The organism is Drouetiella sp., from assembly GCF_059504425.1.
The window spans coordinates 173063-187637 of record NZ_JCACIN010000081.1 but is presented as its reverse complement, the minus strand read 5'-3'; the positions used below and the strand labels follow the sequence as shown (position 1 = coordinate 187637).

Here is a 14575-nt window from a genome sequence, read left to right as displayed (position 1 = left end):
TTTTTGTCTACACAACCCGATCTAATTTGCTCTCGCAAAACTGTCTGAACTATTGTTATAGCTATAGCCAGCCTAGTTAGGACGTAAACTATAAGAATTCCCCTAGACCCCATCCTCGTCCAATGGCTCAACCCTATAGTGATGATTTCCGGCAAAAAGTGATGGAAGCGATTGAGTTGAACGGGTTTAAGAAAAGTGAGGTGAGCCAAATGTTCAATATCAGTCGCAATACGATTAACTTATGGTTCCAGCGTCGAGCCGAAACAGGGGATGTTAAACCCAAGCCGAGACCAACCTCCTCTCCAACAGCCAAAATCACCGATTGGGAGAAGTTTCAAAACTTTGTCAAAGAGCATGGGGATAAAACCCAGAGCGAAATGGCAGAGTTATGGGAGGGGGAGATCAGTCAACGAACCCTTTCGCGGGCATTGGAGAAGATTGGGCATAGCCGTAAAAAAAACATACGGATATAGCCAACGCGATGAAGCTAAGCGGGCAGACTTTATAGCGCAACTGGAAGACGCTAAAGCGCCTCACTTGATCTATGTGGATGAATCGGGCAGGGATGAACGCGATAATTATGGCTACGGGTACTCTCCAGTGGGGGAACGCTTCTACGACCTCAAATCGGGTCGGCGGCAGGGGCGGGTGAATATGATCGCTGGGTACCGTAATGGTCAACTGATTGCCCCTTTTACGATCGAGGGAGCCTGTAACCGGACTGTGTTTGAAACCTGGCTCGAAACCTGCTTGATTCCAGTGCTACAACCGGGTGAGTGGGTGATTGTCGATAATGCGACGTTTCATCATGGCGGTCGCATTGCCCAATTGATTAAACAGGCAGGGTGCAAACTCGTTTACCTGCCTCCCTATTCGCCAGACCTCAATCGGATTGAAAAGTGTTGGGCTTGGCTGAAGAGTCGCATTCGCAAACTCTTACGCGACTCGGATAATTTGCGCGATGCGATGGAATCCGTTCTCAAACAAGCAGTGTCCTAATGGAGGTGGCTACCGCTATATCTGCGACGATGGCTCGACCGATCGCACCCTCGACATCGCCCAATCCCACGCCTGTCAAGACGATCGCAGGTTTTAGAGTTTGAGTGCAATTTATTGAAATTTGTACGCCAGATTCCATTGAGGTACCAGATCTATATTTTTTAGGTATATACCAGTTCCCATGTTTTTACTCCAGAGCGAGCAACACTTCAGGGATTTTAATTCCGTCGTTGCCGGAAAAACTTTTGAAACTCCACTGCCCAAAATCCGATCGTGCTGAGGCTCAAACAGATCGCTAAGTCTTCAAGTGGCAGAGCTTGGGTATGGAAAAATTCCTGCATCCACGGCACGTAAATGACGACTATTTGCAGAACAAAAGTCGTCAAAACGGCAATCAGCAGTGGCTTATTGGTCAAAAATCCGCGACGCATCAGCAGCTCTCGATCAGAGCGCATAGCAAACGCCAAACTCATCCGAGAAAAGGCAAGGGTGACAAATACTAGAGTTTGCCAATTTTGCCAGCCTGAGGTAAAGCCATGATAGCCCAGCCATAGGAACGCAGCTCCCATCAGCGTCCCGACCCAAATAATATCTCTACCAATGCCTCGACTAAAAACGCTTTCACCCGGTGAATAAGGTGGACGCTTCATGACATTATCTTCAGCAGGTTCCACACTCAGGGCGATCGCCAATAGCCCATCCGCCAGTAGATTAATCCAGAGAATCTGAATCGGCTGAAGCGGCAACGGCATCGCGAACAAAGGTGCGAACAGCATAATTACCACGCCGCTCACGTTACCCGTCAAACTATAGCGAATGAACTTGCGAATGTTATCGTAGATGACCCGCCCTTCCTCTACAGCCGCCACGATCGTCGAAAAATTATCGTTGAGCAACACCATATCGGCAGCCTCCTTGGCAACATCGGTTCCGGCAATTCCCATTGCCACGCCGATGTCAGCCTTGCTCAGAGCAGGCGCATCGTTGACCCCATCCCCTGTCATCGAAACAATCTGTCCCCGATTTTTCAGTGCCTCCACAATTCTCAGCTTCTGATCCGGCGAGACCCGCGCATAGACCGACACCGACTCCACCTGTTCCTCCAGCTGCTGAGGCGAGAGTTGCGAAAGCTGTTGTCCAGTCAGATATTTTCCGTCTTTAGAAATCGTCAACTCTTCAGCAATATGTTGCGCCATCAGCGGATGATCGCCCGTGATCATCACAGTCCGAATGCCCGCCTCAGCGCAAGTTTGCACAGACTGCTTAGCTTCAGGTCGCGCCGGATCAAGCATTCCCACCAGCCCTACATAGGTCAACTCTTGCTCGATCGCTCCCTGCGCCCCTTTCTCCGGCAACTCTTGAAGCAGCCGAAAGGCTACACCCAAAACGCGAGTTCCGGATGCAGCCAGCTTATCGTTCGCCTCTCGAATCCGTTTCTCCCAGCTTGCATCCAGTGGCTCAGTCCGATTGCCCGTCCACACCTGACTCGACTGTTGCAGCAACCCATCAACTGCCCCTTTCGTAAACACAATGTAAGCAGAGACAGGCAGTTCAGAAAAATTGCCTAGCTGCTCTTTCAGAGGAGACTGAGACCCCTTCACATCGCTGAAGCGATGGACAGTGCTCATGCGCTTGCGATCGGAATCAAAAGGCACTTCTGCCACCCGTGGAAAGAGCTGTTCTAGAGCAGACTTCTCCAGACCCATCCGATCTGCCGCCACCACTAGCGCAATTTCTGTCGGATCGCCGATCGCCCTAGAGGCTCCATCTTCCTGCGATTCAGCGCCCGCATCACCAGCCAGCATAGCGTTGTTGCACAGAGCGCTACCGACTAGAGTAAGGGCAATCGGCGAATCTAGTTCTGAACCTGATCCGGGCTGAATAGTAGACTCCCGACCATCCATCAGTGAAGTTACTTGAGCAAAGCTCTCCTTCAGATCTACCTGATGTCCAGCCAGCGCTAGAATCGTTACCGTCATGCGGTTCTCAGTCAAGGTTCCGGTCTTGTCCGAACAAATCGTCGTGACAGAGCCGAGCGTTTCCACCGCAGGCAGCTTGCGGATCAGCGCCTGTCGCTTCAACATCCGCCGTGCCCCGATCGCCAGTGCAATCGTCACCACCGCAGGCAACCCTTCTGGAATCACCGCCACGGCAAGACTCACAGCCGTCAGAAACATGTCATTAAAATTTTCCCCTCGCAGCAGCCCAAACGCAAAAATGATGGCCACCAAAGCGATCGCCGCCAACGCCAGCCGCTTACCCAACTGATCCAAGCGCTTCTGCAAAGGAGTTTGCTGTTGTTCAACAGACTGCATCGAATCCGCAATCTTGCCCAACTCCGTGCCCATGCCCGTCTCAGTAATAATCGCTTTGCCACGCCCATAGGTAGCAATAGTGCCCATAAACACCATGTTGTAGCGATCGCCCAGGGGTAGCTCCTCGCCCGACAGAATTTCCGCACTTTTTTCGATCGCCACCGCCTCGCCCGTGAAAGCAGACTCTTGAGTGCGGAGATTGATGCTTTCTAGCAATCGACCATCTGCCGGAATCTGATCGCCATCCTCAATTTGAATCAAATCTCCCACCACTAGATCGCGAGCCTCAAGCGATTGCCACTCATGCGATCGACAAACTCGTGCCTTGGGCATTGCCATCTTTTTTAGCGCCGCAAACTCCTGACCCGCCTGATACTCCTGCGTGAAGCCCAAAATAGCGTTGAAGACGACGATCGCCATAATCGCAACGGCATCCTGCAAATCACCCAGCAGCGCCGACACCACAGCCGCCACAATCAGTACCACCACCGTTGTGGCAATCAATTGCTCCCACAGCATCAGCCAAGGGCTTTTAGGAGGCTGTGCCGTCAGTTCATTTGCTCCCTGCTGCGACAATCGCTGGTTAGCCTCATCTGTACTCAGTCCGCCAACGCTATCTGTGCCAAGTTGCTGCACGACCTGAGATGCTTCAAGCTGATACCAGTCACTCATGAGGCTAGTAAGGAGGGGAAATGTTTGCCACTTAGATTAAACCACAAGTATTCTTGGCGCTTCTGGCTAGAGAGCGAGATGAAATCAGATTTCCTTAAAGCTGTTTACAATTCTTAAACATTACGTTACATTTATTTACATAAGAGCTGAAAGCAATCCAATCAGAGCGAGAAAAAAATCATGAGAAGTGGCGTTGTAACTGAAGAACAAGGCAGACAAAATATCTACGCGGTTGAACCTCAGGTGTATATAGACGCTGAGTCTCGCGTTGGATTCACCGAATATGCCGAAATGTTAAACGGACGCTTGGCAATGATCGGTTTTGTATCCATGCTGGCGTTAGAGGTTGTTACTGGTCATGGTCTTCTGAGCTTGCTTTCCAGCCTGTAGTTTTCTACTTCCCTACTCATAAAACTCTGAGAAATACCCTCGTTAATCTCATCTCCCAATTTTGCGAAGCTTTGGTAGACATGAATGTCTACCAAAGCTTTTTTAGTGACTGTGCTCTTTAGCAGATGTATTCGTTTGTTGGGAAGAAGACTAAGCTGGGGAACTGTAGGCTGGGGAACTGTAAAACAGCGGCAATGCCACCCAAGAACCAGCGCTATGAGACTTCGGAAACCTAACTGGATAGCATTCTGCAACCGAGCCTTGCTCCAGAGAAAAACCACAAGGATACGATCGCCTCGTTACCGACAACTTTGGCTGACTATCTTCAGCGTCTTAGTTATGGCGATCGCCCTACCGAGCATAGCCACCGATCGCCCAATTCAGCCTTGGCGAAAAGCTTCAGCAAACCCTCCTGCCCTGAGCCAATCTGCCACAGATACCGCTTTTCTCCTGCATCAAGGCAAGCAGCGCTACGAATCTGGACAGTTTGCTGAAGCAGCTGAGCTGTGGCAGCAGGCGGTTATCAGCTCACAGATCATAAACTCACAAAACGATCGCCTCAATCATGCGATCAGCCTCAACTACCTATCTTTGGCACAGCAGGCTCTAGGCAAATGGGATGCGGCGAGTCAAGCGATCGATAGCAGCCTGACGCTGCTGCAATCTAATTTAAGTCCAGAAGCAAAACTCCCAGAAGCAAAACTCATTCTGGCTCAAGCCCTCAATACTCAGGGTAGCCTTCAGTTTGCGCGAGGTCAGACCGAGACAGCACTTGAAATCTGGCAAAGAGCAGAACGCACCTACACTGAATTGGGCGATCGCTTCGGCACCTGGGGCAGCCAGCTCAACCAGGCTCAGGCTCTGCAAGCTCTAGGACTATTTCAAAAGGCACAAGCCTTGCTAGAGCAGGTAAATCAGCAGCTTCAGGCTCAGCCTTCAGCGCTAGCAGCAGCAACGCTCCGTAGCCTAGGTTCCCTCTGGCAAGAGATGGGCAACTTATCAGCCGCACAAAATGTCCTACAGCAGAGTCTAGCCATTGCCCAGCAGCTCCATCTTCCTGCCGAAATCAGTGCCGTGCAGATTAATCTGGGCAACACGCGACGGGTGCTCAATCAACCCGAAGCCGCCCTACAGTCCTACCAACAAGCCGCTGAAATTGCTCCAGGAGCGATCGCCCGTCTAGAAGCTCAAGTCAACCAGCTCAGCTTGTTGCTCGATCTCAAGCGTCAGTCCGCAGCGCAAGAGCTAATCGAGCAAATTCAGCCCCAGCTAGATCTCCTGACGCCCAGCCGCAAGGGTATCTATATCCAGGTGAATTTTGCCATAAGCTGGGGCAAATTTTTGGCTAGCAACGCTCCGCAGCGCAGTCAGCCTCAGCATAATCATCTCTTGCCAGTTGCCCGCCATCTTACAACGGCTCTCCAACAGGCGCGCACCCTCCGCGATTCCAGAGCCGAATCCTATGTCTTAGGAGAACTAGCCGCCTTATACGAACAAACTCATCAATGGCAAGAAGCTCAGCAGCTTACCCAGCAGGCTCTGCTAATTGCGCAATCCCTCAATGCCCCTGAAATCACCTATCGCTGGCAATGGCAGCTAGGGCGGCTACAAAAACAGCAGGGCGATCGCTCCAGCGCCATAGCCGCCTACACAGATGCCATGCACCTTCTCAAATCCCTTCGTAGCGATCTGGTTACAAATAATCAGAATGTTCAGTTCTCCTTTCAAGACAAAATAGAACCCATCTACAGAGAATTAATTAATCTACTCGTGGAGGGCGATCGCCTGAGCCAAGCCGATCTTAAGCAGGCACGCGAAGTTATTGAGGCACTGCAACTCGCAGAACTCAACAACTTCTTTCGATCGGCTTGCCTAGATGCCCATCCCAGCCAAATTGATCAGGTTGATCCCACAGCAGCTGTGCTCTATCCGATCGTTCTGGTCGAGCGTCTAACGGTGATCCTATCTTTGCCAGAGCAGCCGCTCACTGCCTACAGCAGCCCCATCTCCCGGCAGCAGGTCGAGACAGTTTCCGAGAATATGCTGGAATCCCTAAACCCTCTCTTCGCGGATTCCGAGCGTCTGCGCCTCTCTCAGCAAATGTATGAATGGCTAATTCGTCCAGCAGAAACTGCTCTAAAACAGAGTGACATTAAAACGCTGGTTTTTGTCTTAGATGGCAGTTTGCGCAACTTGCCGTTAGCAGCCTTGTTTGATGGAAAGCAGTATCTAGTAGAGCAATACAGCATCGCCATCACGCCGGGATTGCAGTTACTGGAGCCACGATCGCTCACCTCAAAACAGCGGCTTGAAGTGCTAATCGGCGGCATTACAGAAGCTCGTCAGGGGTTTGTAGCTCTGCCCGGTGTCGCCCAAGAATCTGACCAAATTGCTTCCGAGCTGACAGCAAACGTTCTGCTCAACCAAAAGTTTACCTACAGAAATCTGCAACACCAGGCGCAGGAAACCGCCTTTCCGTTAGTGCATCTGGCAACCCATGGTCAATTTAGCTCTGAATCTAGCGACACTTTTCTGCTGACCTGGGACGATCGCCTCACGATTGAAGAACTTCGAGAACTGCTGCGATCGCGTGCTGAATCCAACGCAGCGCCCATTGAACTACTGGTTCTCAGCGCTTGCCAAACGGCAGAAGGCGATCAGCGGGCGACTTTAGGGCTGGCAGGTTTAGCGGTGCGATCGGGCGCACGCAGCACTCTAGCCACCCTCTGGTCAGTCAACGATGAATCCACCGCTAAACTCATGGTGCAGTTCTACCAAGCGCTGACTCAGCCAGGACTCAACAAATCTCAAGCGCTTCGCCAAGCCCAGCTCGCATTGCTCAAAAATTCTCAATATGCGCACCCATACTATTGGGCACCCTTCATTCTGGTGGGAAACTGGCTCTAATCCATACTAAAGTGCAGAATTTATATGCGTGTACTCTCTTAGATTTAGGTATAAAATAAATTAACAAGATGCAAAATATACGCTAATTAGCTCAAGACTTGAACTTTCCTTTAAGGCTATTCTAGTAGTCTCCTGAAGCGTTATCTACCGTATATGGACAAGCTGAAGCAGTCATCTTTATCAGTATCTATTTTAACTAGCTTCTGGCTTGGAGGGCTGCTGTTTTCTATGCTGCCTGCCTATGCCGGATCAACGGTAACATTCAATCCTCCCCGTGGGGGCGCACCCCAGCAAACCAGGGGCGGCGCCTCCCGTGGCGATACCGAACCTCAACTGATAGCGCTGACCCCCCATTCCGCCTCTGGTCTGACGCTCAAAGCCTACCCAACATTTTTTGTCTATATCCCCCCGACTGCTGCACAGAAAGCTTTTTTTAGCTTGCGGGATGAAGCCGGACAGGTGACTTATCAAACTACCCTTTCCATTGCTGATCTGCCGATCGCCTCAGGCGGTATCCTGCGCGTTGATCTGCCTGATAATGCACCTGCCCTACAAGTTGGTAAATCTTACCAGTGGGGAATTGCCCTGCTTACCTCTGGAAAATTAAGACCCGACAGCCCCTTCATCACGAGCTGGATTCAACGTAGACAGCCTTCCACAATAATTGCTGATGCTGAACCCTCTCTAGAGAATGCCGCTCTCTATGGCAGCTCTGGAATTTGGTATGATGCGCTGTCTACTCTAGCCGATTTGCGGCAGCAACAGCCTAACGATGTCGAACTCACCACAATCTGGCAGAACCTTCTAAACTCAGCCGAACTCAACTCTGTCCCTTCGGCGCTTTTGCTCAAAGCTCCATAAATCAGCACTTCTCAATTCCTGAATTCAGTTGTGGGCAGTTCTCGAAAAATAATGACTTACAGCAATTTTCAATTGCATAAGCCATTATTTTTTAGAAGCCTTGCAGAGCGCGGCTTCTAAAAAATAACCCACCCTTAACCCAGCGCAAAGCGCTGTAAATATTACTCTAAATACTACTATTTAGCTGTGAATCTAGGCTCAGAGAACTGTTCCTCAACAATGGGTACTCTAAGAGCAGAGAATCGGGTTGTCAATTGAGTATGGGTCAAAACAGCTGGCAGAGGCGGCGACGATCGCTCAAGCAAACCTTGCGGCAGGAGTGGCAAAGTCTGGCGATCGCACCCACCGTGGCACTGCTAATCATCGGACTTAATGGGTTAGGCTTTCTGCAAGGGTCAGAATGGGCAGTCGTTGACCAGTTTTTTCGCTGGCGATCGTTTCCGCCTCTAGACGATCGCATTGTTGTGATCACAGTCGATGATCAGGACAATACCCAGATTGGTCATTGGCCGATTCCAGACGAAGTCTTAGCAGAGGCGCTCCTCAAAATTGAGGCACAGCGTCCTAGATTTGTAGGTCTAGATCTCTACCGAGACTTATCCGTTGGCTCTGGGCAGGATCGCCTAGAATCTGTATTCAAATCAAACCCAAATTTAATTGGAATTGAAAAGCGATTTGGGGGACAGCAAGTTCCTCCGCCCAAAGCTTTAGCACAACTAAACCAAACAGGCATCGCTGACCTCATTGAAGATGCTGACGGCACAGTGCGTCGAGGATTAATTTCTGCTAGGGATGATCAAACGGGGCAAGTCTACCTCAGCTTGAGTGCTGTCATAGCGCTTAAGTATTTAGAAAGCGAAGGGATACAGTTGGAACCCATAGAGGGTACATCTCAGCTCAAGCTAGGTCGTGCTCACTTTTCTGCATTCAGCGGTAACGATGGAGCCTACGTAAACGCAGATGACAGTGGCTATCAAATTTTAATGAACTGGCAAAACCTGCCCTCACAGTTTCGCACCCTCTCTATGACGACCGTACTGAAGGGAGAAATTCCGCCCAACCTTTTGCGCGATCGCATCGTCTTAATTGGCTCTACCACCGAAAGTACCCATGATTTTTTTTGGACTCCCTACACGACCAGCCGCATCAACAAACTTAATCGGATGCCGGGCGTTTTTATCCACGCAAACTTAATCAGTCAAATTCTTAGAGCCGCGCTTGACGGTCAACCTTTTATCCAGGTTATGCCAGATTGGGTAGAGCAGACCTGGATTCTACTTTGGTCATTCATCGGGTGGCAAGTGAGCCGATATGGGCTGCAAACCAACGGATTCACTCAATGGCTGTTTTACGGCAAAACCATTCTGTTAACCCTGGGAGTTGGGGGCGGACTGGTGTTCATCAGCTATCTGCTGTTTCTAGGAAGTCTGTGGATTCCAATAGCTGCCCCCCTGTTGGGTTTAACCTTCTCAGCATTGGTCAGTATTGGTTTGCATAATCAAAAACTTCAGCATCTTGCCTACATCGACAGCCTGACTCAGGTTGCCAACCGCCGCTACTTTGATCAATTTCTCGCAGAGCGATCGCATACTGTCGGAGATTTATCCGTCATCTTGTGCGATATTGACTGCTTCAAAACCTATAACGATACCTACGGGCATCAGGCTGGAGACGACTGCCTCCAACAAGTTGCTACGGCTCTACGGCAAGCAGTCCGCAAATCTGATCTGGTCTGCCGCTACGGCGGAGAAGAATTTGCAATCATCCTGCCTTACACCGATCTCACCCTAGCAGCGCAGGTTGCAGAGCGAGTCCTGAGCAAAGTCCGATCGCTCAACATGGTTCACATCAACTCGCTTGCTCAGCCCTACGTGACATTAAGCTGTGGCATTGCCTGGGTTGCCATTAGCAAACAGCATCTACAGAGTCCCGATTGGTCGCCTGTGAGCCTACTGGCAGAAGCCGATGCAGCGCTGTATCAAGCCAAAACCAGTGGACGCGATCGATATGTCATTCGCTGTTAGGCACTGCTTAATCGGGGGATAAATTTTTTGAGAGAGGGGTGCCCCTCTCTCAAAAAATTTATCCCCACAATCAGCAACATTCGCTGTTAGTCTTTAATCGAATTGCGCTCCCAGAAGACGCCTTCGGCATAGCCTTGAATTGTTTTATTCTGATCAGCGATCGCCAATCTCTTTTCTGCCATACAGCCATACAGCGGGTCAAGTTCGACTCCAACATAATTTCGTCCCGTTTTCTTCGCCACCACGGAGGTCGTTCCTGATCCCAAAAATGGATCAAAAACCCAGTCATTCAGATTGGAGCTAGCAAGGATAATTTTGGCTAAGAGCTTCTCAGGCTTTTGTGTCGGATGATCGGTGTTTTCGGGCATCGACCAGAAAGGAATTGAAAGGTCAGTCCAAAGATTAGAAGGATGGGTGAGGCGATAGTTGCCGTTCTCAGTCTTCTCCCAATCTTTAGGACTGCCCGTAGCATCCGTGTAAGGCGCGATCACTTTTCGCCTCAGCTTCACCGCCTCTAGATTAAAGGTGTACTGCTCTGAAACCGTACAAAACCAGATTTGCTCAGAGCAATTTTTCCAGTTTGCCTTAGCGCCTCTGCCCTTCTCCCGCTCCCAGGTGATGCAGTTGCGAATCGTCAGGTATTGCTCCGCCACAAGCTGAATTGCCGCAGACGATCGCCAGTCGCCGCAGATATAGACCGAAGCCGTAGGCTTGAGAATTCTCAGCAACTTCGGCAACCAGGATTCTAGCCAGGTTTGGTACGCTGCTAGCGATCGCTCCCGAAAACGCTCTGTGCCAAAAGATTTGGTTAGGTTATAGGGCGGATCAATGAACAGCAAATCGACAAATTGGGTAGGCAGCCAGTCAAGAATTTTAAACAAATCTTGGCTGATGGTTTTATTTTGCAGATCAGGGGGGGCGATCGCGCCTTCTAGCTTCAAGAGCCGCTGAGTGTAGCGCTGTATTTCTTCTGTGGATAACGTCAATGTCCGGTTTCGAGGCGCTCTGAGCTTTTCATTTGGCTTAGCATCTGGCTTTTCATCAGTCATTCTGGCTCCTCATCACCCACCGGATCGAATACCACTATGAATAGCGCATCAGGAGTCAGTCGCTTCAAAGTTGTGGCATATCCATCAGCATCAGAGCGGCTGTGGAAACGGGCAACGACAATGCGCTGCATTTTGGGCAGCAGCCGAATTACCGCCCAGTGATGGAGGCAATCCCTATATCGGGACGCTTCGCGAACGCGATAGGTCATAATAAATTTGTCTCCAGCAGAATATGGAGCCTGAGCCAGCACCCCGGAGCCTGAGAAACTTGGGAGTGCTGGCTTTCAGCTATTTTTGAAATCAATGTTCATCACCTTGAACAGCTTAATCATACCTCAAGCGTTCATCACCTTGAACATTTACTTAGTCAGAAGCCTCTGACACTATATGAGGCATGGGAAGAGCCGGAAAAGCTTTAAGACAGGTGCTTGAAACCTATGGTATTAGCCAAAATCGGCTAGCGGTAACTATGGGCGCTGGGCGATCGACCGTTCATTACTGGTTCAACAACACGCAAGATCCAACGGCTGAGTCACTTCTTCAAATCATTGAAGCGCTCCAAAAAATCGATGAGGCTGCGGCTAAGGATTTTGTTAGGCTTTATTTGGGCGATATTATTGACATTATTGAAGGCGAAGCTTCCGAAGACGATCAAATGTAGATGCCTCACTATGTCTCCACGCCTGCGAGTCACTGTTACTTTGCCAGAAGATATTTATCAAGCTCTGACAGAATAAGCTTTGCGCGATCGCCAAGAAGCATCAGGCGAAACGAAGGACGATCGCCCTGCTTAAGATTAGCGATCGCTCCTTCAACCCTTCAAAGTTGTACAATTGTCGGTTGTATTTGGGCGTGAACCTTGATCGAACGCTACACCCTGCCCGAAATGGGCGATTTGTGGACGGAAAACTATAAGCTGAAAACCTGGCTGCAAGTAGAAATTGCGGTGTGTGAGGCACAGGCAGAGCTGGGCTACATTCCCGCTGAGGCAGTGGAGACGATCAAGGCGAAGGCAAATTTTGACGCGGCGCGGGTGCTAGAAATTGAGAAGGAAGTCAAGCATGACATGATCGCCTTCCTCACCAACGTCAATGAATATGTGGGCGAAGCAGGACGCTACATTCACCTGGGCATGACTAGCTCTGATGTGCTAGACACGGCTCTGGCGCTACAGCTCGTCGCTAGTCTAGATGTGATTATGACCCATGTAGAGCGGCTGATTCAGGCGATTCGCTATCAGGCGCAGCAGCACCGTGACACTGTAATGATTGGGCGATCGCATGGCATCCACGCCGAACCCATTACCTTTGGCTTTAAGCTGGCGGGCTGGCTGGCGGAAATGTTGCGCCATCGCGATCGCCTCTGCGAACTTCAAAAAAGAATTGCCGTGGGCAAAGTTTCCGGTGCGGTCGGCACCTACGCCAATGTTGACCCGCAGATTGAGGCATTGACCTGTCAGAACTTAGGGCTAGAGCCTGACCCGGCATCAACTCAGGTGATCTCCCGCGATCGCCATGCTGAGTTTGTCCAGGCATTGGCGCTGATGACAGCCTCGATCGAGCGATTTGCTGTCGAGATTCGCAATTTGCAGCGCACGGACGTTCTCGAAGTCGAAGAATATTTCTCGAAAGGTCAGAAGGGTTCTTCGGCAATGCCCCACAAGCGTAACCCCATTCGATCGGAGCGGCTGACCGGGATGGCGCGGCTTGTGCGAGGACACGCGATCGCGGCTCTAGAAAACATTGCCCTCTGGCATGAGCGCGATATTTCCCACAGCTCGGTGGAGCGGGTGATGTTTCCCGACTGCTGCATTCTCACTCACTTCATGCTGGTAGAAGCCACAGATTTAATCAAGACGCTGCTGGTCTATCCCGAAAATATGCGGCGCAATATGAACCTCTATGGCGGCGTGGTCTTTAGTCAGCGGGTGTTGTTGGCATTGGTAGACAAAGGGCTAAGCCGAGAAGAGGCTTATGCGATCGCCCAATCTAACGCCCACACTGCTTGGAACAAGGAAGATGGCGATTTTCATACGCTAATTGCCCAAGATCCGCGCGTCACGGCGCACCTTTCGCCTGAAGAAGTAGAGGCTTGCTTTGACCCGAAGGCGCATCTGAAGAACCTCGATCGCGTCTATCAACGGCTGAATATTTAGTGCCAATGGCTACCTCAGTTTCCCCCTACATTCCTTTTGCCAGACGGGAACGCAGCTTATGCGATCTGCCAAAGTAGGCAGGTTCTCGGCTGCGTCCTAGTCAAGAAGTGAGCTGTATACGTTACTCATCACCCGCCGCAAATAACCTCCGCATCCTAACTAATCAACCTTTGGCGGTCGGTGTGCATGGGTGCTTTATGCAGCGATCGCAATTATGGTCTTTCCATTTCTAAAAATCCTGGGAAGAGATCCAAAGACATCGGTGCATCATGATAAAGCAAGCAGCGATAAATTCTCGTCTTCGTAGAATAATTTAATCACGTTAAAATCTCGACATCACAAATTTTCAACTTGTGATGTCGAGCAGTTGCCAAGGCGAATTCCAATAACTTTCGGTTGATTTCCAAATACTAAGCTTAGATCGTGCAATCAGCATCTTTCGAGACAATCATCAAATTATTATCTTTTGCATATCCCTCATATATCACTCTGCGGAAGGAAAATTACCTTATGTACTGTGTAATTCCTGTATTATCTTAACTGATTAACATAACTCATTAGTCTCTAAAAGCCTTGCACTAAGCGGCTTTCAAGAATCCTAATATCGTCCATTTCATGTCTAACAAGTATCATCTAGTTGACAATTTATCGTTCACAGACCATTCGCAGTAAGTCAGGGGTGTTAGGGAAAGATTGTGAATACTAATTTACCATCTAAATGATGATAAATAGATGTGAAATGGATGACTCTATAACTGCTGAAAGCTATGTAGGATAAGCTTTCAAGCTGCTATAACGAACATACTTAAATAGTGCTCTTATAGATAATTTGTACAGCATAACTTGTTTTTCCTCGTCTAGAGTGATATACGAGGGTTAAGCTGGGAGTGATACGTCTCTCGGCTCCAAGAGTTTCGAGCATTTGGACGCTGGTTCTCCTCCAGGGGACTTTCACCCCATTAGTGTACGCCCATGCTGGGCGTACACAACACAGTGGAGCGGACGGTACAGATTCTTCGCGCTACGTTCTGAGTTTACTCGCCGCCGCTCACTTTAGCCGTTGTACTACTCCGGTGGTTTGTGCGTCTGGCAGAATTTGTGGTAAAGTCACCCAATTTTTTGGGAACCTTATTAGGTATGGCTGTAGCCTGTTTACTGGTGACGGCATAAAGTCTATTAGACGCGGGTCAGCTCTCCCATCCA

The 14575-nt window shown here is 49.9% G+C and carries 11 protein-coding genes and 1 pseudogene; 7 read left to right on the top strand and 5 right to left on the bottom strand.

Annotated elements, in window-relative coordinates; genetic code table 11:
• Positions 1 to 122 precede the first annotated feature (122 nt).
• Positions 123 to 999 (top strand): IS630 family transposase gene (locus AC5JMP_RS19295; protein WP_495853105.1). Its coding sequence is split into 2 segments (ribosomal slippage): positions 123 to 452 and positions 454 to 999, totalling 876 coding nucleotides; the frame shifts between segments, so codons are not numbered across the junction.
• On the opposite strand, the gene AC5JMP_RS19290 is transcribed toward AC5JMP_RS19295, so the two are convergent.
• Together AC5JMP_RS19290 and AC5JMP_RS19285 are read right to left on the bottom strand one after the other, a co-directional pair.
• Positions 980 to 1138, bottom strand: a complete 159-nt coding sequence (locus AC5JMP_RS19290) for a hypothetical protein (RefSeq protein ID WP_495853104.1) — start codon at positions 1136 to 1138, stop codon at positions 980 to 982. The genes AC5JMP_RS19295 and AC5JMP_RS19290 overlap by 20 nt on opposite strands.
• Positions 1139 to 1217: 79 nt before the next feature.
• The gene (locus AC5JMP_RS19285) at positions 1218 to 3986 is read right to left on the bottom strand and encodes a cation-translocating P-type ATPase (RefSeq protein WP_495853103.1); all 2769 of its coding nucleotides are present in this window, start codon (positions 3984 to 3986) and stop codon (positions 1218 to 1220) included.
• 180 nt (positions 3987 to 4166) lie between these two features.
• Between AC5JMP_RS19285 and AC5JMP_RS19280 the strand changes: the two genes are divergently transcribed.
• The 4 genes from AC5JMP_RS19280 to AC5JMP_RS19265 all read left to right on the top strand — a co-directional run bounded on the left by AC5JMP_RS19280 (position 4167) and on the right by AC5JMP_RS19265 (position 10168).
• Positions 4167 to 4376, top strand: coding sequence for a high light inducible protein (locus tag AC5JMP_RS19280; protein WP_495853102.1), 210 nt, complete (start codon positions 4167 to 4169; stop codon positions 4374 to 4376).
• Between the two features lie 216 nt (positions 4377 to 4592).
• Positions 4593 to 7283, top strand: coding sequence for a CHAT domain-containing protein (locus AC5JMP_RS19275; protein ID WP_495853101.1), 2691 nt, complete (start codon positions 4593 to 4595; stop codon positions 7281 to 7283).
• 153 nt (positions 7284 to 7436) lie between these two features.
• Positions 7437 to 8144, top strand: a complete 708-nt coding sequence (locus AC5JMP_RS19270; protein WP_495853100.1) for a DUF928 domain-containing protein — start codon at positions 7437 to 7439, stop codon at positions 8142 to 8144.
• A gap of 260 nt (positions 8145 to 8404) precedes the next feature.
• A complete protein-coding gene (locus AC5JMP_RS19265; RefSeq protein ID WP_495853099.1) occupies positions 8405 to 10168 on the top strand; it encodes a CHASE2 domain-containing protein in 1764 nt (587 codons plus the stop codon).
• 86 nt (positions 10169 to 10254) lie between these two features.
• Here AC5JMP_RS19265 and AC5JMP_RS19260 read toward each other — a convergent pair whose 3' ends face one another.
• Entirely contained in the window at positions 10255 to 11217 is a 963-nt protein-coding gene (locus AC5JMP_RS19260; protein WP_495853098.1) for a DNA-methyltransferase, read from the bottom strand.
• A complete protein-coding gene (locus AC5JMP_RS19255) occupies positions 11214 to 11426 on the bottom strand; it encodes a hypothetical protein (protein WP_495853097.1) in 213 nt (70 codons plus the stop codon). Before AC5JMP_RS19255 ends, AC5JMP_RS19260 begins: the two co-directional genes overlap by 4 nt.
• 185 nt (positions 11427 to 11611) lie before the next feature.
• Between AC5JMP_RS19255 and AC5JMP_RS19250 the strand changes: the two genes are divergently transcribed.
• Complete coding sequence (locus tag AC5JMP_RS19250; RefSeq protein WP_495853096.1) at positions 11612 to 11878, top strand: helix-turn-helix domain-containing protein; 267 nt, start codon at positions 11612 to 11614, stop codon at positions 11876 to 11878.
• Positions 11879 to 12076: 198 nt separating this feature from the next.
• The gene (gene purB, locus AC5JMP_RS19245; RefSeq protein WP_495853095.1) at positions 12077 to 13372 is read left to right on the top strand and encodes an adenylosuccinate lyase; all 1296 of its coding nucleotides are present in this window, start codon (positions 12077 to 12079) and stop codon (positions 13370 to 13372) included.
• Between the two features lie 267 nt (positions 13373 to 13639).
• Here purB and AC5JMP_RS19240 read toward each other — a convergent pair.
• Positions 13640 to 13845: pseudogene (locus AC5JMP_RS19240) on the bottom strand (DUF5615 family PIN-like protein); the annotation flags it as partial.
• Positions 13846 to 14575 lie beyond the last annotated feature (730 nt).